Annotated in this window: 22 protein-coding genes; 7 read left to right on the top strand and 15 right to left on the bottom strand. The window is 60.9% G+C overall.

Annotation, left to right across the window (positions count from 1 at the left end; all coding sequences use genetic code 11):
• Positions 1-39: 39 nt before the first annotated feature.
• The 6 genes from GYK42_RS05685 to GYK42_RS05710 all read right to left on the bottom strand — a co-directional run bounded on the left by GYK42_RS05685 (position 40) and on the right by GYK42_RS05710 (position 3,306).
• The gene (locus GYK42_RS05685) at positions 40-303 is read right to left on the bottom strand and encodes a hypothetical protein (RefSeq protein WP_046684064.1); all 264 of its coding nucleotides are present in this window, start codon (positions 301-303) and stop codon (positions 40-42) included.
• Positions 304-348: 45 nt separating this feature from the next.
• A complete protein-coding gene (locus GYK42_RS05690; protein WP_166446694.1) occupies positions 349-699 on the bottom strand; it encodes a hypothetical protein in 351 nt (116 codons plus the stop codon).
• Between the two features lie 115 nt (positions 700-814).
• Positions 815-1,921 carry a serine hydrolase domain-containing protein gene (locus GYK42_RS05695; protein WP_205711289.1) on the bottom strand — a complete coding sequence of 369 codons (1,107 nt, stop codon included), beginning with the start codon at positions 1,919-1,921 and terminating at the stop codon, positions 815-817.
• Between the two features lie 120 nt (positions 1,922-2,041).
• On the bottom strand, positions 2,042-2,383 hold the full coding sequence (locus GYK42_RS05700) for a hypothetical protein (RefSeq protein ID WP_166446695.1): 342 nt from the start codon (positions 2,381-2,383) through the stop codon (positions 2,042-2,044).
• Between the two features lie 37 nt (positions 2,384-2,420).
• Entirely contained in the window at positions 2,421-2,771 is a 351-nt protein-coding gene (locus GYK42_RS05705) for a hypothetical protein (protein WP_166446696.1), read from the bottom strand.
• 223 nt (positions 2,772-2,994) lie between these two features.
• Positions 2,995-3,306, bottom strand: coding sequence for a hypothetical protein (locus GYK42_RS05710; protein ID WP_058048662.1), 312 nt, complete (start codon positions 3,304-3,306; stop codon positions 2,995-2,997).
• A 210-nt stretch (positions 3,307-3,516) separates the two neighbouring features.
• Here GYK42_RS05710 and ligD point away from each other — a divergent pair, with 210 nt between their 5' ends.
• The gene (gene ligD / locus GYK42_RS05715) at positions 3,517-6,015 is read left to right on the top strand and encodes a DNA ligase D (protein WP_205711290.1); all 2,499 of its coding nucleotides are present in this window, start codon (positions 3,517-3,519) and stop codon (positions 6,013-6,015) included.
• Here the strand turns inward: ligD and GYK42_RS05720 are convergent.
• The 3 genes from GYK42_RS05720 to GYK42_RS05730 all read right to left on the bottom strand — a co-directional run bounded on the left by GYK42_RS05720 (position 5,999) and on the right by GYK42_RS05730 (position 10,297).
• Positions 5,999-8,311 carry a PAS domain S-box protein gene (locus GYK42_RS05720; protein WP_166446697.1) on the bottom strand — a complete coding sequence of 771 codons (2,313 nt, stop codon included), beginning with the start codon at positions 8,309-8,311 and terminating at the stop codon, positions 5,999-6,001. The two genes, ligD and GYK42_RS05720, sit on opposite strands and share 17 nt — an antisense overlap.
• 120 nt (positions 8,312-8,431) lie before the next feature.
• A complete protein-coding gene (locus GYK42_RS05725; RefSeq protein ID WP_166446698.1) occupies positions 8,432-9,307 on the bottom strand; it encodes a Ku protein in 876 nt (291 codons plus the stop codon).
• 3 nt (positions 9,308-9,310) lie between these two features.
• Positions 9,311-10,297 (bottom strand): SDR family oxidoreductase, encoded by a 987-nt coding sequence (locus GYK42_RS05730; RefSeq protein WP_166446699.1) that lies wholly within the window; start codon positions 10,295-10,297, stop codon positions 9,311-9,313.
• 127 nt (positions 10,298-10,424) lie between these two features.
• Between GYK42_RS05730 and GYK42_RS05735 the strand changes: the two genes are divergently transcribed.
• The 6 genes from GYK42_RS05735 to GYK42_RS05760 all read left to right on the top strand — a co-directional run bounded on the left by GYK42_RS05735 (position 10,425) and on the right by GYK42_RS05760 (position 13,883).
• Positions 10,425-10,994: a TetR/AcrR family transcriptional regulator gene (locus GYK42_RS05735; protein WP_166446700.1), complete on the top strand. Its 570-nt coding sequence runs from the start codon at positions 10,425-10,427 to the stop codon at positions 10,992-10,994.
• A gap of 67 nt (positions 10,995-11,061) precedes the next feature.
• Positions 11,062-12,702 (top strand): SulP family inorganic anion transporter, encoded by a 1,641-nt coding sequence (locus tag GYK42_RS05740; protein WP_166446701.1) that lies wholly within the window; start codon positions 11,062-11,064, stop codon positions 12,700-12,702.
• Positions 12,699-13,088, top strand: coding sequence for an Imm1 family immunity protein (locus GYK42_RS05745; protein WP_166446702.1), 390 nt, complete (start codon positions 12,699-12,701; stop codon positions 13,086-13,088). The genes GYK42_RS05740 and GYK42_RS05745 overlap by 4 nt, the downstream gene beginning before the upstream one ends.
• A 1-nt stretch (position 13,089) precedes the next feature.
• Positions 13,090-13,350, top strand: coding sequence for a hypothetical protein (locus GYK42_RS05750; protein WP_166446703.1), 261 nt, complete (start codon positions 13,090-13,092; stop codon positions 13,348-13,350).
• Complete coding sequence (locus GYK42_RS05755; RefSeq protein ID WP_166446704.1) at positions 13,340-13,717, top strand: DUF2750 domain-containing protein; 378 nt, start codon at positions 13,340-13,342, stop codon at positions 13,715-13,717. Before GYK42_RS05750 ends, GYK42_RS05755 begins: the two co-directional genes overlap by 11 nt.
• On the top strand, positions 13,710-13,883 hold the full coding sequence (locus tag GYK42_RS05760) for a hypothetical protein (protein ID WP_166446705.1): 174 nt from the start codon (positions 13,710-13,712) through the stop codon (positions 13,881-13,883). Before GYK42_RS05755 ends, GYK42_RS05760 begins: the two co-directional genes overlap by 8 nt.
• Positions 13,884-13,887: 4 nt before the next feature.
• On the opposite strand, the gene GYK42_RS05765 is transcribed toward GYK42_RS05760, so the two are convergent.
• The 6 genes from GYK42_RS05765 to tssG all read right to left on the bottom strand — a co-directional run bounded on the left by GYK42_RS05765 (position 13,888) and on the right by tssG (position 21,291).
• Positions 13,888-14,367, bottom strand: coding sequence for a GNAT family N-acetyltransferase (locus GYK42_RS05765; RefSeq protein ID WP_166446706.1), 480 nt, complete (start codon positions 14,365-14,367; stop codon positions 13,888-13,890).
• Positions 14,368-14,439: 72 nt separating this feature from the next.
• The gene (locus GYK42_RS05770; protein WP_240943476.1) at positions 14,440-15,567 is read right to left on the bottom strand and encodes a T6SS immunity protein Tli4 family protein; all 1,128 of its coding nucleotides are present in this window, start codon (positions 15,565-15,567) and stop codon (positions 14,440-14,442) included.
• A gap of 56 nt (positions 15,568-15,623) precedes the next feature.
• Positions 15,624-17,195 (bottom strand): esterase/lipase family protein, encoded by a 1,572-nt coding sequence (locus tag GYK42_RS05775; protein ID WP_240943477.1) that lies wholly within the window; start codon positions 17,193-17,195, stop codon positions 15,624-15,626.
• 225 nt (positions 17,196-17,420) lie between these two features.
• Positions 17,421-20,015: a type VI secretion system Vgr family protein gene (locus GYK42_RS05780; protein WP_166446707.1), complete on the bottom strand. Its 2,595-nt coding sequence runs from the start codon at positions 20,013-20,015 to the stop codon at positions 17,421-17,423.
• Between the two features lie 12 nt (positions 20,016-20,027).
• A complete protein-coding gene (locus GYK42_RS05785; protein ID WP_166446708.1) occupies positions 20,028-20,282 on the bottom strand; it encodes a PAAR domain-containing protein in 255 nt (84 codons plus the stop codon).
• A 28-nt stretch (positions 20,283-20,310) separates the two neighbouring features.
• On the bottom strand, positions 20,311-21,291 hold the full coding sequence (tssG, locus tag GYK42_RS05790; protein WP_166446709.1) for a type VI secretion system baseplate subunit TssG: 981 nt from the start codon (positions 21,289-21,291) through the stop codon (positions 20,311-20,313).
• Between the last annotated feature and the right edge of the window lie 4 nt (positions 21,292-21,295).

Consider the following 21,295-nt stretch of genomic DNA (forward strand, 5'->3'; position numbering starts at 1 on the left):
CAGGGAAAACCCTGTCTTTTTTCATTTATGCCGCCGTGATTATTTGGCTGGCGCTGCTGGCGTTGCCGGCACCGCTGGTTCCGCAGGTGCTGCCTTGTCGGCTGGAGCGGCTTTCTTCGCCTTGTGATGCTTGGCTTTCTTGTGCGCCGCTGGCTTGACGGCGGCTGCCGGCGCTTCGGCCTTGACGACAGGGGCGACGACAGGAATCGGTGCCACTGGAGCGACTGGCGCAACGGCTGGCGTCTGGGCGAAAGCGGCGGTGGCGAACAGGCTGGCGATCAGGGTGGCGATAACTTTTTTCATGATGAGATCCTTGGTGTTTTTTCGGGTTGATGCAGTGAGAATGAATTACTTGGCTGCTGCAGGTGCCGCTTCAGCGGTGGCCGATGCCAGTTTTTCGTCAGCTTTGGCCTTGGTTTTCTTGGCCTTGTGGTGCGCCTTGGCTTTCGTGGTGGCCGCTTCCGCCTTGGCGCTGGCGACTTCCGTTTTTGCGGCGACGACTGCTTTCGCTTCCTTGGCATCCGCTTTGACGGCGGCTTGCGCTTCCTTGGCGTCCGCTTTCACGACAGCCTTGGTGTGGGCCGCCTCCACTTTCGCTGGTACCGAGGCTGCCGGAGCGGCCGCAGGTGCTGCCGGGGTTTGGGCGAAGGCTGCGGTTGCGAACAGGCCGGCGATCAGGGTAACAATTGCTTTTTTCATGGTGCAGTCCTCAGTGGTGGTTTGTCTGGTATGTCTGTTGGTGCCGGGATGATTCCCGTGTCACTGAGCATAAAACGCGCCCCTGATCGCTTGCGTTGACGGTCATTACAAACGCTTACATCTGCGTTGTATCCGCCTTCAGGATGGCCTTCAGGATGTCTTCCGAACGGCGCTGTCCATAAGGCTTGCCATACGCGCTGGACGTAATGCTCACCACCATGCGGCGCGCGGGTATCACGTAGATCTTGTTGCCGCCATTGCCCGAGGCGAAATGCACGGCGATCTTTTGTCCCCCGATGTCCTGCGTCTTCGCATACCAGAAATAGCCGTAGCTGTCGGCGTAGCGGTCGACGGCGCCGGTGGCCACGCGTGGCGCCAGCGCCGCTTGCAGCCAGCTCGTATCGATCACCCTCTTGCCGTCAACTACGCCGTCGTCGAGCACCATCTGGCCGATTTTTGCCGTGTCGCGCGCGCGCAGCGACAGATTACCCTGGCCCTTCGGATGGTTGGCCACGTCGCGGCCCCAGCTCCAGCGGGTGATGCCCAGTGGCGCGAACAGCACCTTGGCGGCGACATCTTCCAGGTCGGCGCCGCTGGCGCTTTCCACCACTCTGCCCGCGACATACGCCCCCAGCGAGTTGTAGCGGTAGGCGCTGCCCGGCGCCGTGGCAGCGGGCACGCCGCGCACGAAGGCGGCCGGGTCGGGCGCCGCATCGAGCTTGTCTTCATTGCCCGGCGACTGTTCGTCTTCATCGAAGGCGGCCAGGCCCGAACGCATGGTCAGCAGGTCGTCGATGAGCACCTTGCCTGCCGGGCTGCCAGCGACTTCAGGCCAGTAATCGCCCACCGTTTTTGCTGTCGCCAGCTGGCCGCGCGCCACGGCCGCACCCGCCAGCAGGGCTGTGATGCTCTTGCCGGCCGAGCGGATGTCGTGCAGGGTGTCGGCCGTCTCGCCGTTGTAATAGCGCTCGGCCACGATGGCGCCGTCACGCAGCACGACGACGGCGCGCAAGTCGCCATGGCTGTCGCGGTCCTGGGCTTGCAGGACTTGCTCCAGGGTGGCGGGGGCGGTTTGCGCATTGGCGGCGCAAGGCAGGGACAGGGCGGTAATCAGCAGCAGGTGGCGCATGGGATAGGCTTCGCGGCGATGGTCGGAGTGCCAGTGTCCCCCATCTGCGCCGCTTTGTCGCGCGCAAGCTGCCTGGTTCGATGAAGTTTGCATGAAGATGCGTTGGCGGACGCGCCATGCAAAAAGGACAGCCGAAGCTGTCCCTGGAACTGCGGGCGAAGTGGTCACGCAAGCGCAGACCCGGCGGATGCGCTTGCGTGACGTCGTTCGCGCTTACTTCGCTGGCGTTGCCGGTGCTGCTGGAGCGGTTTCCGCCGCTTTCGCCGCATCCGCCTTTACTTTGGCTTTGCTGGCCTTGTGATGGGCCTTGGCCTTGGTGGCTTTGGCGTCGGCCTTGGCGCTGGCGACGTCGGCTTTCGCATCGGCGACGACGGCTGCTTCTTTCGCATCGGCTTTCACGACGGCCTTGGTTTCCTTGGCTTCAGCCTTGACCACGGCTTTCGTGTGGGCCGCTTCCGCCTTGGCCGGAGCCGATGCTGCCGGAGCGGCAGGGGTTTGGGCGAAGGCTGCGGTTGCGAACAGGCCGGCGATGAGGGTGGCGATAACTTTTTTCATTGTATTTTCCTGGTGAGTGGTAGGCGATGGCAGGGGGTTACTTGGCTGCTGCTGGTGCGGCTTCGGTGGTGGCCGATGCCAGCTTTTCGTCAGCCTTGGCCTTGGTTTTCTTGGCCTTGTGGTGTGCCTTGGCTTTCGTGGTGGCCGCTTCCGCCTTGGCGCTGGCGACGTCCGTTTTCGCGGCAACGACTGCTTTCGCTTCCTTGGCATCCGCTTTGACGACGGCTTGCGCTTCCTTGGCATCCGCTTTCACGACAGCCTTGGTATGGGCCGCTTCCACTTTCGCTGGTACCGAGGCTGCCGGAGCGGCCGCAGGTGCTGCCGGGGTTTGGGCGAAGGCTGCGGTTGCGAACAGGCCGGCGATCAGGGTAACAATTGCTTTTTTCATGGTGCAGTCCTCAGTGGTGGTTTGTCTGGTATGTCTGTTGGTGCCGGGATGATTCCCGTGTCACTGAGCATAAAACGCGGCCCGGAAGGTTATCGTTGACCTTGTTTACACTTTCTTACAATCGGGTAATTTAGGCGACGTTAATTAAAGAAGGCGGTTTGAAAATGCAAAAAGACAGCCGAAGCTGTCTTTTTTTCTGGTGCAAAAAAACGCGCGGAGGCGATTATTTGGCTGCTGCTGCGGTTGCTTCAGTTTTGGCTTCGTCAGCCTTGGCCTTGGCTTTTTTCGCTTTGTGATGGGCTTTGGCTTTGGTGACTTTGGCGTCGGCCTTGGCGCTGGCGACATCGGCTTTCGCATCGGCGACGACGGCCGCTTCCTTGGCGTCGGCTTTGACTACGGCCTTGGTTTCCTTGGCTTCCGCTTTGGCCACTTCCTTGGTGTGCTTGGCTTCGGCCTTGACAGGCGCGGCTGGCGTTTGAGCAAAGGCTGCGGTAGCGAACAAGCCGGCGATCAGAGTAGCGATTACTTTTTTCATGGTGCAGTTCCTCGAGAAGTGGGGTTGTAGTTCAGGAGATCAATCCCCTGTCACTGAGCCAAAAACGCGCCGTGAGGCAATAGCGTTGACACGATTTTTGCGAATTACAAACACTTACATTTGCCGGGGCCGGCACTCTGTTAGCTGGCGTACCGCGCCACGTTCCGCTGCGGCTTACAGTCGATGCCATCCATATTGCTTGGGTTTATCATGAAAGCCGACCTGAAAACCTACCGGTCCAAACGCAATTTCGCCGTCACGCCCGAGCCTGCCGGAGGCGACAAGGACGCGAACGACGCGCTCACCTTCGTCATCCAGAAGCATTGGGCCAGCCGTTTGCACTATGACTTCCGGCTGGAACTCGATGGCACGATGAAAAGCTGGGCCGTGCCGAAAGGGCCCAGCTACGACCCGCGCGACAAGCGCATGGCCGTGCAGGTGGAAGACCATCCGATTGCGTATGCGAGTTTTGAAGGCACGATCCCCGAAAAACAGTATGGCGCGGGCAAGGTCATCATCTGGGATAAAGGAACGTGGCAGCCCCAGCCCGCCACGCCCGATGCGCGCAAGGCGCTGGCGGCCGGCGAGCTGAAATTCACCGTGCATGGCCACAAGATGCATGGCAAGTGGGTGCTGGTGCGCATGAAAGGCAGGGGAGACAAACGCAGCGAAAAGCAGCCGGCCTGGCTGCTGATCAAGGAAAAAGACGACTACGCACGGCCGGCAGCGGAATTTTCTGTCGTCGACGAGTTCCCTGACAGCGTCAGGAACAAGGCCATGCCCAAGCGCAAGAAGAGGGCGGACCGCTCCGCAGCGCCCGATGCCGACCTGCCCGCTACCTTGTCGCCGCAGCTGGCCACCCTCGTCGATACGCCTCCGCCGGATGCGCAAGACTGGATTTTCGAGGTGAAATTCGACGGTTACCGCATCCTCGCGCGTTGCGATGGGGAGCAGGTCAGCTTGATGACGCGCAATGGCAACGACTGGACGGCGAAACTGCCGAAGCTGCGGCGATCGCTGGAAAAACTGGGCTTGCCGCCAGGCTGGTATGACGGTGAAATCGTCGTCAACGACGCCAGCGGCCACCCGGATTTTGGCGCCTTGCAGCGCGCGTTCGATGCGGAAACGACCAGCGACATCGCGTATTACCTGTTCGACGTGCCGTATTTCGATGGCCACGATCTGCGGGGACAGCCCGTCGAGGCGCGCAGGGCCTTGCTGCAACAACTGTTGCAGAGCTTGCCCGCGTCGCCGCTGGTGCGCTTCAGCGACGCGCTCGATGCTGCTCCGCAGCAACTGCTGGCCCACGCCTGCCGCTTGGGGCTGGAAGGGGTGATCGGCAAGCGGCGCGGCTCGCCCTATGTCACGCGGCGTTCCGGCGACTGGATCAAGCTCAAATGCGGGTTGCGCCAGGAATTCGTCATCGGCGGTTATACGGCGCCGCAGGGCGCGCGCGAAGGGATCGGTTCACTTTTGCTGGGCGTGCATGATGCGCAAGGCAAGCTGCGCTATGCGGGCAATGTGGGCAGCGGCTTTGACGATGCCAGCCTGCGCGACTTGCGGCGCCGGCTCGATGCGCTGGCTATCGAGACGAGTCCGTTTGAAGGCAAGGCTGGCGGCGTGCGCCAGCCCATCTGGGTCCAGCCGCAATTGGTGGCCGAGGTCGGTTTTGCGCAATGGACGAGTGGCGGCGCCGTCCGCCATGCCGTGTTTCACGGCTTGCGCGAGGATAAAAAGCCGGCCGCCATCGTGCGCGAGCGGGCGCGGCGACTCGACAGGGAGAAGACAATGGAGAGTAAATCCACGCCGGACTGCGTCTTGCCGTCCAGTTTCAAGGTCAGCCATGCGGACCGCGTGATCGACAGGGACAGCGGCGCCAGGAAGATCGACCTGGTGTGCTATTACGCACTGGTGGGCAAGCTGATGCTCATGCATTTGCGCGGCAGGCCCGTGTCGCTGGTGCGCGCGCTATCGGGCGTTGGTGGCGAGCTGTTCTTTCAGAAGCATGTGGAAACGTCGAAGATGCCCGGTGTCAAACAGCTCGATGCACGGCTGGACCCGGAACACCCGCCCATGCTGGAAGTGGCCAGCCTGCAGGGGCTATTGTCGGCGGCGCAGTGGAATGTGGTGGAATTTCACACGCAAAACGCGCTGGCCAGTGCCTACGACACGCCGAATCGCCTGGTATTCGACCTGGACCCGGGCAAGGGCGTGGCCTGGCCGGCCATCCGCGAGGCGGCCGTGCTGCTGCGCGCCTTTTTGACGGAGCTGGGCTTGCCCGCCTGGCTGAAAACCAGCGGCGGCAAGGGCTTGCATGTGGTCGTGCCGATTCGGCCCAAGCATGACTGGGACACGGTAAAGGCGTTCTCGCAAGCCATCGTGGCGCACATGGCGCAGCACATCCCGGAGAGGTTTGTCGTCAAGAGCGGCCCCGCCAACCGCGTCGGCAAAATCTTCATCGATTATTTACGTAACGGCCGGGGCGCCACCACCGTGTGCGCGTGGTCGGCCCGCACGCGTTCCGGGCTGGGCATTTCCGTGCCGCTGGCCTGGGAGGAGCTCGACGAGCTGACGGCGGGCGACCAGTGGAACGTGGGCAATGTACACAGCCGCCTCGACGTGGGCAACACGCCGTGGGACGGCTATGCGCGCAGCGCGAAAGGTCTCGGTGCTGCCATGAAAAAGCTGGCGTTTACTCCTCCGGCTTGAGCGGCAGGGCGGTGCGGGCCAGTTGTAGCGCTTCCTCGATGGCCGCGTTGAGCAGGGTGATCTCGACGGGTTTGGTCAGGTAGCGGAAAAAGCCCGCCGCCAGGCCGTGCCGGATATCGCCTTTCATGGCGTTGGCCGTCAGGGCGATGACGGGGATGTGCGCCGTGCGCGTATCGTTGCGCAGGATGCGCTGCGCCTGGTTGCCATTCATGCCGGGCAGGTTGATATCCATCAGGATGACATCGGGCCGGCGCTCCAGCGCCAGCGCGATGCCCTGGCGCGCGTCGGTGGCCGAGATCATGCGCAGGTGGGGCAGGAAACTGACGATGTCTTCCACCAGGCGCAAACTGGCCGGATTATCTTCCACGTACAGCAGCAGCGCCTGTCCGCCGTCACCGTCCCCGGCGTCGCCGGCAGGCTCGGGCAGGTATTCCGTTTCCGCTAGCCGGCTGGCGGGCGGGGCGGCCGTGGTGCCCAGTTCGATCCAGAACATGCTGCCCACGCCAACGCAGCTGTGCACGCCCATGCTGCCGCCCATCAGCTCGACCAGGCGCTTGGTGACGACCAGGCCGATGCCCGTGCCTTCCTCGCTGCCCGCCTCCTGTCCCAGGCGGTTAAACGGCTGGAACAGTTCGGCCATTTGCGCCTCGTCCAGGCCCTTGCCCGTGTCGCGGATGGCGATGCGCACGCGCTGCGCATCGGGCTGAGAAATTTCCAGTTCCACCTTGCCGTCCGGGCGGTTGTATTTGATGGCGTTCGACAGCAGGTTCAGCAGCACTTGCTTGAGGCGCGTATGGTCAGCCCTGAGCGTCAGCGGCGCGCAAGCGGGAACAACCAGGTGGATCTGGCGCTGCTGCGCCTGGTCTTCCACCATCACGCGCACTTCCTCGATCAGCGCGGGCAGCGTCACCGCTTCCATCGACAGGCTCAGACTGCCTGATTCGATCTTTGCCAGGTCGAGGATTTCATTGATCAGGGTGAGCAGGTGGCGGCCCGAGGTGACGATGTTTTGCACGAAGGCGCGCTTTTGCAGCACGGTGGCGGGCAAGGCTTCGTTGGCCAGCAGCTGGGCAAAGCCGAGGATGGCGTTCAGCGGCGTGCGTAGTTCATGCGACATGCTGGTGAGAAAGCGGTCCTTCGCCTGGCTGGCCCGCTCGAGTTCAATTTTCTGTTCGTTGAGCGTGCGTTCGATGCGCTTGCGCTCGGTGATGTCGCGGATGGCCGACGAGACCAGCACGCCCTCGTCCGTTTCCAGCGGCGACAGGCTGATTTCGACGGGAAACTCGGTGCCATCGCGGCGCAAGCCGTACAGTTCCAGCCCCGCGCCCATGGAGCGGGCGCGCGGCGCCGTGGAAAAGCTCTGACGGTGGCGCGGATGATCGTGGGCGTAGCGGGCCGGGATCAGCACTTCCACGTTGCGCCCCAGCAGCTCTGCGCGCGAATAGCCGAACAGGCGCTCCGTTTGCGAATTGACGAGCACGATCTCGCCATCGCCGTTGACGATGACGATGGCGTCCGGCGCCGATTCGAGCAAGCCGCGGAACTTCTGCTCGGCCCGGCGGCGGTCGCTGACGTCGCGGATGGCGCTGATGACGAAGGTGCCGATCTCCGTCTGGATCGGCGACAGGCTGATTTCCACGGGGAACTCGATGTTGTCCTTGCGGACGCCCAGCAATTCCAGGTCGGCGCCCATGGTGCGCGTACGCGGCTGGTCGAAATAGCGCGAACGGTGCGCCACGTGCGAATGGCGCAGGCGTTGCGGCAGCAGGCTATCGATTTGCCTGCCGTTCAATTCGCCTTCCGCGTAGCCGAACAGGCGCTGCGCCTGCTGGTTGGCCAGCACGATGGCGCCCGTGGCATTGACCATGATGACGCTGTCCGGCGTCGATTCGAACAGCACGCGGTAGCGCACGTCGACGAACTGGGCGTCGCGCGCCGCCTTCAGCAAGGTCGTGTCCTTCATGGTGGAAATCAGGTAGCGGGTGGCGCCCACACCGGCCTGTGCCGTCTGGCACGCGACGTCGACGTAGATGAGCTCACCATCCTTGCGCCTCCGCAGCGATTCGCGGTCGTAGCTGCCGTGCAAGGCCAGCTGCTCGTCGATCATCGGGGATGCTTCGGCCTGTCCCGGCAAGGAAATCAGCTCCCACAGCGTGCGGCCCAGCGCTTCGTCGCTGGCATAGCCGAAAATGCGCTGCGCCTCGGCCGTCCAGCGCACGACGGCATGCTCTTCGTTCGTGATGACAACGCCGCCAGGGGCGCCGTTGAGGATAAGCTGATCTAACTCGGCATCCATTTTTTCCCGCACGCATGACAAGGCTTGCCGGGTGGCAGGCCAGTGCATAACGTAGCGAGAAGCCTGATCAAAGTCAATGCATTTATATTGTTGAAGATTCTCCTGGCTGCGAGGCGTGTTTCAGGCCGCCTTGCGCCTGGAAGGCGGCGGTTTGCGGGTAGTGGACGAGGCCGCGCGCTTGCGGGCCGGCGCGGCCGGCGCTTTCTTGCCCAGGCTTTGCTGCAGCAGGGCCACCAGGTCGATCACGTTGCTGCCGTGCTCTTCTTCCGGCTCGGGCGCGGGCGGCGTGATGGTCTTGGTCTGTTTGGCCTTGATTTTCTTTTTCACCAGCGCCAGCACGTCTTCGCGGTAACTGTCGTGGTATTGCCCGGGTTCCCACGCTTCGCTCATGCCTTCCACCAGCGACAGGGCCATCTTGAGTTCCTTGTCGGAAATGCCCGCCGCTTTCAGGGTGCTGGCGGGCAAATCAAGGTCGTCCGTGGGGCGGATTTCATCGGCATAGCGCAAGGTGTTGAGCACGATGGCGTCGCCCACGCACACGAGTGCGCACAAATGCTGCTTGGTGCGCATGACCACGCTGGCGATGCCCACTTTATTGGCCTTGCGCAAGGTTTCGCGCAGCAGGGCATAGACTTTCTCGCCGCCCTTGGCAGGCAGCAAATAATACGGGTGCTCGTAAAAGGTCAACGGCACCTCAAGCGCATCGACAAAGGTCAATATGTCGATGGTTTGCGTGGCCTTCACATTGGCTTGCCGTAAATCTTCCTCGGACAGCACCACGTACTCATCCGTCTTGTATTCATAGCCCTTGATGATGTCGTCCCATTCGACTTCCTTGCCCGTCTTCTTGTTGTAGCGCTTGTAGCCGATGGGCGCGAAGTCGCGCCGGTCCAGCATGGACAAGTCCAGTTCATGGTCGAGACTGGCTGAAACCAGCTCGACGGGGATGTGCACGAGGCCGAAGCTGATGGCGCCTTTCCACAGTGCGCGCGCCATCGCTTATTCCCCCACGCTGCCGGTGACGGGCAGGACGATGCCGCTGATGTAGCTGGAACAGGCGGGCGAAGCCAGGAAGACGTAGGCGGGCGACAGTTCTTCCGGCTGGGCAGGGCGGCGCATGTCCGTGTCCTGGCCGAATTTCTGGATGTCCTCGGGCGATTTGTCGGCCGGATTGAGCGGCGTCCAGACGGGCCCGGGCGCGATGGCGTTGACGCGGATGCCCTTGTCGAGCAAATTGCCGGCCAGCGCCATGGTAAATGCATGGATGGCGCCCTTGGTGGTGGAATAGTCGAGCAAGTGCTTCGAGCCTTGCAATCCCGTCACGGAACCCGTGTTGATGATGGACGCGCCGCGCTGCAAATGGGGCAGCACGGCCTTGGCCATGTGAAAGTAACCGTAGACATTGGTTTTCATGGTGAGGTCGAAGCGTTCCTCGCTCAGGTCGAGCAAGGACTCCGCGTGTTCCTGGAAGGCGGCGTTGTTCACCAGCACATCGATATGCGTGAACTTGGCCATCACCTGGCTGACGGCTTGCTGGCAAAACCCCTGGTCGCGCACGTCGCCGGGAATCAGGAGACAGTTTTGGCCTTCCGCTTCCACGTAGCGCTTCGTTTCGTGGGCGTCTTCATGCTCGTTCAGGTAAATGATGGCGACATCGGCCCCTTCGCGCGCGTACAGCACGGCCACGGCGCGGCCGATGCCCGAATCGCCGCCCGTGATGACGGCCACCATGCCGGCCAGCTTGCCGCTGCCGCAGTAGTCGGGCGCCAGGAAGCGGGGTTTGAGCTGCATCTGTCCTTCGATGCCCGGCTTGTCCAGATGCTGGGCGGGCAGGGGCGGGACAGGCTGGCTGCCGTGGCCCGTCTGCACGGGCTGCTTGCTTTCCTTGCCGGATTTGGCGGCATCGCGCTGCTTATCGTTATGGTCCTGTTCCTGTTGGATGCTGCGCTGCAAATTGCCGGCGGACTGGTCCTTGTTCTCGTTCATGCTGGCCTCCTTGTAAACGAAGGTCCAGTATCGGCGCGGCATGCGCATCACACGGTGCGCTTGCTAACAGAGTGGCGCAAACGGGCGCAAAGTTATATGATGGTTGACATAAATGTAGGAGGGCAGCATGAAAGTAAGCAGGGAGCAGGCGGCGCTGAACCGCGAGCGCATCGTGGAGGTGGCGGCCAGATTGTTCCGCGAAAAGGGCTATGACGGCATCGGCGTGGCGGACCTGATGAAGAACGCGGGCCTCACGCATGGCGGCTTCTATGGCCATTTCGCGTCCAAGGAAGACTTGATGATCGAGGCGTGCCAGCATGCCCTGGAGAAATCGCTGGAAGGCTGGCGGGCGAAAGTCGCCAGCGATCCGCAACGGGCGCTGCCGGCGATTATCGACAACTACCTGACCACCCGGCACCGCGACCAGCCCGGCGGCGGCTGCCCGGCGGCGGCCATGGGCGTCGATGCGGCGCGCATGTCGCCCGGCGCGCGTCCCGTCTTTGCCAAGGCGACGCAGCAGCAGTTCGCGCTGCTGGAAGGCTTGCTGCCCGAAGGCGCGCCGGAAGAACGGCGCCGGCAGGCGATCGCCACGTTTGCCGCCATGGTGGGCGCCATGGTGCTGGCGCGCTGCGTCGATGACGAGGTGTTATCGGCGGAAATCCTCGACGCCGTGAAGGTGCAATTGCTGCAAGAGTAAGCACATCCCCCTGTCAGCCGGCCTCGTCGCATGATAGGCTTCGGTTTTCAGATTTTGGGATCTCATCATGCTGCTTTGGCTCAGGCAATACCGGCGTCCTCTGTTGGCCGGGGACATCACTGCCGGTATCGTTGTCGCCATGATGATGGTGCCGCAAGGCATGGCCTACGCCTTGGTGGCCGGCTTGCCGCCCGTGGTGGGCATCTACGCCAGCATCCTGCCGCCCGTGCTATACGCCTTGTTCGGCAGTAGCATGACGCAATCGGTGGGGCCCATGGCCATCGTTTCCCTGATGACGGCCGCGGCACTGGCGCCGCTGGCCGACCCCGGTTCCTCCCTCTACATCGTGCTGGCCGCCCAGCTGGCCTTCATCAGTGGCCTCGTCCTGCTGCTGTGCGGCGTGCTGCGCCTGGGTTTCATGGCCAGCTTTTTATCGCGCCCCGTGATCAGCGGTTTCAGCAATGGCGCCGCGATCCTGATCATCTGGGGGCAAATCACACCGCTCCTGGGCGCCACCTGGCCCCACTGGCATACGCCCAGCCTCGTGCTCGGACTGTCCGGCCTGCTGTTCCTGTGGCTGGCCAAGCGCTATCTGTCGCGTCTGCTGCAGCGCTGCGGCTTGAACAAGGTGGCGGCCGACGTGGGCGCGCGCCTGGCACCGATGGCACTGGTGCTGGCCGGCATCGCGCTGGTGTCTTATTGCGGCCTGGAAGCGATGGGCGTGCAGACGACGGGCCATGTGCCCAGCGGCTTGCCGGGCCTGAACCTGGCCACCTCGAGCGCCCATTGGCGCACCTTGCTGTCGCCGGCGCTCTTGATCGCCTTCATCATCTTTTTGATGAGCATGTCCGCCGCTCAGACCCTGGCGCAAAAGCGCGGTGAAAAATTGCATACAAACTGTGAACTGCTGGGTCTGGGCGCGGCCAACGTGGCCAGCGCGCTGTCGGGCGGCTTCCCCGTCACTGGCTCGATCTCGCGCTCGGCCGTCAATTTCCAGGCGGGCGCCAACACACCCCTGGCCAGCATCATTACGGCGGGACTGCTCGCGCTGGCGCTGGTGGCGCCCACGGGCTGGCTGGCGCTGTTGCCGCTGCCCGTGCTGGCGGCCACCATCATCTTTGCCGTCAGCAGCCTGCTGGACTGGGACACCTTGAAACTGTCGTGGCGCTACGACCGCAGCGATGCGCTGGCCCTGCTGGCGACGACGGCCGGCGTGCTGGTGCTGGGCGTGGAAGCGGGCGTGGTGATCGGCGTGCTGCTGTCGATGGGCACGTTGATCTGGCGCGCCAGCCGCCCGCACATCGCCGTGCTGGGGCGTATCCCGAACAGCGAGCACTTCCGCAACGTGGAGCGCTATGAAGCGCAAACCCTGCCCGACGTCTTGCTGCTGCGCATCGATGCGGGCCTGTTCTTCGGCAACGTGGAAGCCGTCACGGAGCGCGTGGAAGACGAGTTGCGGGGCCACCCGACGGCGCGCCACCTGGTGCTGGTACTGTCGGCCGTCAACCAGATCGACAGCACGGCCTTGCTGGGCTTGATCGAACTCAACAGCACGCTGGCCAAGCGCGGCATCAGCCTGAACCTGGCCGAAGTGAAGGGTCCGGTGATGGACCGCTTGCGCCAGAGCAGCCTGCTGCACGACCTGAGCGGCAAGCTGTACCTGAGCACGGCGCTGGCGACAAACGACTTGAGTGGAGAAAACGCATGACAATGGAACTCAATTTGCATGGCCAAGCGCGTGCGATCGACAGCGTGCTGGCGCTGGAACAGGCGCTGCTTGAGGCGCGCGCCCTGGCGCAATGTGAGCTGTGGCTGACCCGTGCCGTGGATGCGGAACAGGGCCCGGCCCTGTGCATGCTGCGCAATGGAAAGAATGCCTGGTTGATGTATCTGTCCGGGCAGGATGACTTGAGTTTTCATACGCTGGGCGACGAGGAGGCGCAGGGCACGTGCAGCTATCTGCTGGCCAACGGCCAGGTCGATGAATACCCGGAGGCGTGGTGCGTGGACGTGGAACAGTGCCAGCGCGCCTGTGTCGCGTTTTTCAGGACGGGCGGCGCGCGGCCGGCCGCCATCGCGTGGCAGGCCGATTGAGATGCCGCAAACCATCATCGCCGACATCGACAGGGACTTGCTGGCCGCGCTGGACGCCAGGGCAGGTTTGCTCACGCTGCACGCCATCCTGCTGCGCTACCAGGCCAGCGGCGTGACGGCCGCGCAGGTGGCAAGCTTGCTGCACGAACTGCGCCCCGCCACGCAGGAGGGCGCGCTGGACGACGTGATACTCGACGCCCTCGACATCGTGACGGGCTGGTGCGGGCCGCAGTTACGGGTTTGGAGCGATCATGCATCCTGAAAAAAACAGGCAAGTGGCAGAGTTGTCGACGCCACGGCGCTTTGCCTATTTTGTGCGCAAGGTGGTCGACACGCAGCAAGTGTGGGGCTTGCACCATAACGGCTGGGCCACGGCGCAAGCCCATGGCCACGTCGCTATCCCATTCTGGCCGGAAACCGCATTCGCGCAAGCGTGTGCCAGCGGCGACTGGGCGGATTTCCAGCCGCGCGCCATTGCGCTCGAAGACTTTCTGAACAAATGGCTGCCCGGCATGGCGAGCAATGGCCAGCTGGCTTTCGTATTTCCCGTACCGCAAGGCAGCGCCAGCATCGCGGCGCCTGCTGACTTGCTTGCCGACCTGCGAGATGAAACCAGACAATATGAATAATCAAGAAGAACGCCTCGACGCCTGGTACGACGGCTCGGCCATCTGCCTGATCGCCGTCGGCGCGCAGGGCGACCCGCTGGACCTGGGCGACGACGAAGTGCGCGCCCTGATCGCCAAGCTGCAGCAATGCCTGGTCGAGTCCGAGGCAGGCGCGTTGCCTGATTGAAGGTTCAGGCGGCCGCCAGCGCTTTTTCCATCGCCACGCTGGCCAGGCTGATGCCGCTCGGATGCGCATACGCTTCCTCGCGCAAGGCAACAAAACCTGCGGCCTGGTAAAACGGCACGGCATTGAGCGACGCGGACAGGTGCAGGCGCGCAATGCCGCGCCCGCGCGCCAGTTGCTCCAGCGCCGCCAGCAGGCGCTTGCCGATGCCGAGTCCCGCGCGGGCGGGATCGACGAATACGGCATCGACTTCCTGTTTATCCACGTCCAGCATGGCGTAGCCGGCAATGGCCTCGTCCTGCATGGCCACGATGCCGCCACCGGTAGCCAGCATGGCGCCATACGATGCCGGCACGGGCGAAGCCGTCCACGCGGCGATCTGTTCCGGCGCATAGTGCGTGGCGCAACTGACGCGCACGGCCGCCGTGCGCAGGGCCCACAGGGCGTCGATATCGTCGGGCAGGGCGGGGCGCAGGGTGGTGGGCATGGAAGCTTTCGGGGCAAAAGGATGATGCTAGCGCAATGGCTGGCATGGCGCCAGCATGAGCTTATTCAGCTGTCACTGCGCTGGCTTGTCCGGATCGATATAGTACGAACCCGGTGGCGCACCCGGCACCTTCACCCGGAACTTTAGGCCGGACAGCAGCTTGTCCCACAAGGCGATGGCTTCCTCGTCGGTCAGCGACGCGGCTTCGGCGGCGCCGACCATGTTGTGGGCGACTTTGGTGTACATGGATGCTTCCAATACCGCTGGATAGGCGATATCGCGCGGCGTACCGACCAGTGTCCATTCAAAATCATGCACGCCATCGGTGCGCCGTATCAACGATTCCTCGCCATGCCAATGTTGCACGTCACGCTTGCCTTCGCGTAGCAGTGTGCGAGCGGGATAATTCTTGCCTTGCTGCTCTTTTGCTTCCTGGATACGAGCAAGTAATGATAATTTTCCACGTACTTTTGCATCATATTCGGCAGGAGGATAGTCCCCGTAGGCATTTTTATTCGATGTAATGGAAAAAGTAACATCTGGAAAGCTGGGAAAATACAGGCCTGCATCCGCCATTTCCTGACTGTCGTACTTGTCGTCGCTCATAAAACCATGTTTGACGCAATAGCCAGGTTCCTTGGGAACTTCATTTTCATCGCGCAGACGTAAATTATTAGCGCGGATCATTTGATTTCGTGTGGAATCTGCTATTGTTTCACCTTTTCGTGTTGATCCGTCAAGAATGAATATATGGATTCCTTTTGTGATGTAGGTCTTGAAGATTAAACGCTCACTTTCTTTGGAGAATTCTCCATCATAGTATTGAAGTTGCCAGCTATTTTCTATTGGACCCTTTCCATTGTATGTAATTTCAGAGGTTGGGTCATTTTTTTTTATTTTTTCAATTTCTTCTGCTATGCGTTCGTTTTTTTCTGATATTCCGCCTGGTATGGTCTTAATTTCCGAAAGAATTGTTGTCCCTCCTGATATCAGCTGCGCTTCTTGCGGAACCTCTAGGGCATAGCGCCCGAAGCATACTATTTTTGTTTTTAAAAATAGTGTTCCCAGGCGTTTGCTAAGTTTGAAGTTTCCGGTCATTATGTTCTCCTTGTCCGTATTTTTTTTCGCGTAGGCGTATAAGAATACCATCGCAATAATTGCGATTATGAGAAGAACTATTTTCTCTATCTTATTATTCATGGCTTACTCCCATTTTGCCGTCTTGGCAATTTGTACCATCCGTAGATTGCTACCCATCACGCGATGGAATACAGCATGGATGCCATTACATTTGTATCGGCGTAGCTGTTCTGGTGTTCATAACCGTTCGCTTCCGCCGTGCCATGTACGAAAAGTGTGCCTGTGACGTGCCGGGCAGAATGGTCTGACGGCACCGTTCCATCACCACGTGCATTAGCTGCTTGTAGCTTTAACTTTAAGAATTTACCTCCGGCCTGGACCAGGAGTTGTCCCTTTGCATCATCTTCCAGTAACTTCCATTTTTCAGGTAACGGCTCGAATTTATTCCACGGATCATTTGAGCCACTATGAAGACCTTCAATTAATTTAAATACGACGTCGCCGTAACTTAAAAAATTTCGGGAAGCGCAATAGCTTGCATAAGTGTTTGGGTGGAAATTTTTTTCTATGGACGATAGAAATTTTGAGGCGTATGTTATTCTCTCCATTGTTCTTTCTATACCCCCACCTTTTTCATAAGGGAGGTCTGCGGGGTTTACCCATTTTGGATTGATTAGCCTCCACCACGCATTGGCGGGTTGAAGGTAAATGCTTTCCAGTGCCGTGGCCTTATCGCGAGGCCAGCTCCATAAAACTTTATCCTGTGCATCTACAATTTTCAGCCAATTCTGGCCATATGCCGCACCTGGCAACATTTCCAGTGGTGCCGGTGCGTTAGCCAGAATGGCGGTAGCATGCATACCGTCGATGCCCAGAATTTTGGCTTCTATTTCTGCTACATTACCTTCTCTTTCCTGAAAACCAAAACGCATGCGTTTATACGCCCCTGCGGCTCCAATGGTTGGCATCACGTTGTGATAAATGCCCAAGATTTTTACATCTTTATCGTCTAGCATCTTTCCATAGCTGGGGTGTATCAATGCACGGGCCAGCAAGCCCCCCATGCTATGTGTGACGATGATGACTTCGTTGCATTTGAATCCGCGTTGCTGGTAGCCTTTGACCAAGCCGCGTAGTCGCTCTGCAATAGTGATGGCGGATACCCCATTGCTCTTAATAAAGTTGTAACCCATCGCATGCACTGGATACCAGCAAGGAGCGATTTTCTTTAAATCGCTGACGGTAATTGCTTTGCCAGATGACGCGCCAAAATTTGTTGGATCTTGCAAAAGCAGTGCACCAAGGCCACTCGTTTGACGCCAGACAGGATGTAACTTACCGTCGGAAATCATGTTATTGAGATGCAATTCGGCAGCCCGTAGCATTGTTCCGTACGCACCAGCAAATAGCACTTCACTCCATCCTCGCCAACGGGCTATTTGAGCTGGGCTTTGATACGAGCAGGCTTTACCTTGATTCGGACGCGTTGTTGTCGCGATCCTGTTAGTCCCCATCAAGGGAGGGATGGGGGTAAAGCTATCGGGCACATTTTGATGCCGTGCATCTGCAGCTTTGGTTTCCGCACCGTCTGGGTCGAAGCGGCTGTTGCTCTCCGTATAGTGGTAGTACTCCACTTCGTTTTCAGTGGGGTCAAACACCAATTGACGCTGCCGTGGCGACGCAGTTTTGAACCAGCCACCCAGGCCATTGCTTGTGAGGACAGCGGCCTTGCCTCCCGCGCCCATCATATCGTCTGGCCGCCAGGCCCGATTGTCCGGACGGCGTAATTCTTCTTGACGAAGCTTGCTCGGGCAGGAAAATGACAGGAATTACTTTGCCTGGTGGTAAGGTGACCTCATGGCGGGCGGTATCTTTTGTTTCCGTCATTGAGACGGCGAGTTCTGCCCAGCCTCCCACGCCTTGGCCAAACTTTTCAGGATGATTACCGCGCTTATTCAAGTCATCGCATTTGCTCATGGCAGTTCTCCCTTATAGCGAATGATGTAGCTATCCATGCCCGTGGATTTCTGCAGTTGTGTGGAACCGTCTTGCGCGCTTTTGCCGGCCATGTTGCCGTCATCGCGCAGAATTTCAAAAGCAACGCCAACAGCCGGTGTATCGTCGACATTCACCAGCAACACTTCCTGGTCAAAACTGCTGTGTGGCCGTTGATTGAATTCCTGCGACACGCTCTTCGGCGCCAGGGTTTCCAGGTTGCCGTTGAAGAGCACGGGCGAGGAGGTAAAGAACTGCACCTTGTCGCTGATTTCCAGCATGTGGCTGGCGCCGTGCAGGCGTACGCCTTTCTTGCCCTTGATGTTGACCCAGTCCGCTTCGCTGATCAGCGACAAGACTTTCCGGGCAATGATTTCCACCTCGTCGCTGTGCGCCTGAATGGACACCTTGCCGCTGGCGGCAATCAGTTTCATGCCGGCCTTGTGCACGAACAGGCTGAAGCTTTTGGCGATGCTGGCAAACATGCTGTCGCCGCTGGCGAGCGAGATATTCTTGCTGCTGGTGAGCGCCACATGTTCGCTGGCGGCCAAGTGGATCGATTCGGCCGTGCTCAGCTCGATGCCGGCCGGACTGGCCAGCAGCAGATGTGGTTCCGATAATTCCGGAAAATCGCCGCCGCTGCCCTTGATGGCGGCATTTTGCCGCTGGATGGCGTTGGCCACGGCGCCTTGCTGTGCGGTGCTGTCCTGCGCGCCCCCGTCCATGGCCATGCCGGCCAGCCCCTCATGCAGTTGGCGCGCCTGCGCCAGGCGGGAGTGCGTTTCGTCGAGCTGTTTGATCGATCCAGTTCCTGCCGGTGTTTCTGTGGTGATCAGCATGCCTTTGGCAGCGCGCAGGGCGCCCCAGGCGTTGCTGGACAGCTCGAATCCTTCTCCGCGCGCTTCCTTGCGCCCGGCATGGTCATCGATGCGGGTGATGTTGCCCAGTGACAGCCGGCTGTCCTGGTGCTCGCTGCGCAGCTGTGCCTGGATCGCGCCCTTAGTATCGTCGAGTACCAGGTGGTTGGCGCTGCGCGCGCCCAATTCGCGGCTGCGCACGCCGGACAGGGCGCGTTGCTGCGGCAGTTGCCACGGCGGCGGGTTGGCGCTGTTGTAGACGACGCCGATGACGATGGGGTGGTCGATATTGCCGTCCTGGAATTGCACGACGACTTCCTGGCCCACGCGCGGCAAGGCGATCTGTCCCATTTGCGGTCCCGCCATCGGCATCATGACCCTTATCCATGGCGAGCTGCGTTCATCGAATGTGCCCAGGCGGTCCCAGTGAAATTGCAGGCGGATGCGTCCCAGTGCATCGGTATGGATTTCCTCCCCGGCCGGCCCGACCACCAGTGCCGTCTGCACGCCGGCAACGATGCAGGGCGTGCTGTTGTAGCCGTGCCCGGGGCGCCAGCGTATGTCCCGGCGCACGCAGGTGAGCGTGTTCGCGTAATGCGATGGAGCGCCCGGTTCAGCCTGATAATTATTGCTGGCGATATGCTCGGCTGACAGGATCAGGTACTCGCGTTCGGCAATACTGTCCGGGCGTTCCTGGCCAGGCTGATAGCGCTTTTCCTCGGCGCTGAAATGGCCGTCGAGCCGGAAACAAAGGCCGGGCTGTGCGCCGCGATGATTGCCTGCCGCCTCGAAATACTGGCGCAGATGGTCGCTTTCTTCCATGCGGCGTTGTGCCAGAGACTCCCCGTCATCGACAGTCCTGTAGCCATAGGCGCCCGTATTTTCATACAATTCGTGGGCAAAGACGTCGCCCTGGCGATTCAGGGAGTAGCCGCTGGCAAGATGTGGTCTAGGGTTTTTATAATCGAAGCTGGCCAAGGTCAGTTGCCCGGAGCCGATCCGGCGCACGGCTTGCCATTGTTGCAGGCCATCGTCTTCCATGGAGCCCGACTCGGAGTGGAAACGTATGGCGCCGTCGCCGGATGCCGTGGCGATCATGTCCGCCAGGGTGCTATTGTCTGCGAGCCACAAGGTGTGGCCATCGGCGCGGTGTTCGTACCAGTAGTGCCAGCCCAGCGCTTCCCAGCGCCGGTGCAGGTGGTTGTAGTCGGTTTCATTGTGCTGGTTGGCGCAGCTGATCTGCGGATCGTCGCCATGGATGCTGGTTTTCCAGTCGCGCTGCTCGTAGTGCGCAAACGTCGTTTCGGTCAGCTGCATCACGCTTTGGCCATGAAAGGACACATTGTCCTGGCGCAGCCGGGCGAAGGCCAGCCACGGTTGCAGCACCGTCCGGTACCAGGCAAAGCCACCATCGGCGCGCAGCAGGCAGAATTCGCCCACATAGCCGTTAAAGTGGCGTAGCGTGCCGTCGTCGCGCACCATGGAAATGGTCACCATCCGGCCCATCATGGCTTTGAGCGCGATGTGTGCGTCATCGGACAGCAATTCCACTTCGAAACGGAAGTCGCGCGATACTTCTTCCCTGGCGGTCAGCGAATTGACCAGCAGGATGGCGCCGGCCGGCCCATCGTCATGGGGGAATTCGATCTTCAGCAGGCGCCGCTCTTGTGCGGCGAGGTCGAAGACCGATAGCGCCGCCTGTATGCTTGCATGCATGCCCTGCCTCCGTTACAGCGATGTGATCAGGCGGGCGCCGCAGGCGGTGGCGTCGCCGTCATAGGCGTATGGCTTGCCCATGTGCTTTGCGCCGGTGCCGTCCGGCGTGATGGGAAAGCTGCCCTTGCACTTGGGACAGAAAGTCATGTCGTCGGCCAGCGCCGCCGTCTTCCCCATCACGGTGCTGCCTGACGATGCACTGGTGACCTTGCCGCCGTGATCGGTTGCGTCTCCTAGCCGGATGACGCCGCGTCCCGCATGTTTCATGCTTGCCTCGCTTTCAGGGATAAACTGCTCAAGCCAGCTGCAGCAGATAACGCACCTGCGCGCCGCGTACCTTGCCTTGTGCCGTCTGCAAGAACGTCGTCCAGCCGAGGCGCCTTCTTTCCGAAGGGTTGGAACTCAGGAGCAGGGGCCTGATGCACGGCGGACTCAGTATCAGCCGCACTTCATATTGCAAATCCGGTACGCCAAACAGCGCCAGCATTTTTGCCAGTGCCGCCGCGCCTGTACTGCGCGGCAGGAAGCGTTGCAGGCCAGCGGGATCCAGCGGGCCGATATGCAGGCAGACGCGCATGTCCTGACGCCAAAGCCGCAGGCCAAGCGTTGCTCCGCGTGCCAGGGTAAAGTTGCCACTGCCTAGCAGGCTGCGGCGGTTTTTTTCCAGATAGTCCCAGCCACCGACAAATTGCTGCACGGTGACGGGTACGCCGCAGTACTCGGCCAGCACGGGACCAATCGCTTGCGCGGAGACGGGGCGGCAGCGCAGCAGACCCGCGTACCAGGCCGCGACGTCCTGTGTCACGGCATCCGGTTCGCCGCTCGACGGCAGTGCGCCGCGCCGCACGCCGGCCAGTGCCGTCAGCAAAGGCAGTTGTGCATCCCTTGCCTGGGTCTGCAGCGTGGATTCCAGCCGATACTTTTCCCATGCTTGGTAATACAGTGTGAGCATCCGGTGCGAAAAGATATCGAGGAAGGCCGATACGCCAGCGTCTTTGCTCGACAAGCGGTGGCCGGCGATGCGTTCCGAATGGTGCAAGGGCAAGGTGCCTCCGACGCCGAGAAAACGCATGAACGTGGGTGTCAGGGTCAGCTGCTCATTGTCGTCGAGCGAGAGCTGTTCGATTTCACTGGCGGGAAAACTCAAGGACAAGCTGTTCTTGAAGCGCAGCACGTGGCCGAAGGCTTGCGCATGGGACACGTTCTGCTGACGCAGCCAGCACAGCAGAATACGCACCGCCTGCACGAACTGATAGCGGTATGGCTCGGCTAGCAAGTGT

Source organism: Janthinobacterium lividum, assembly GCF_011601275.1.
Taxonomy (GTDB): Bacteria; Pseudomonadota; Gammaproteobacteria; order Burkholderiales; family Burkholderiaceae_D; genus Janthinobacterium; species Janthinobacterium lividum_E.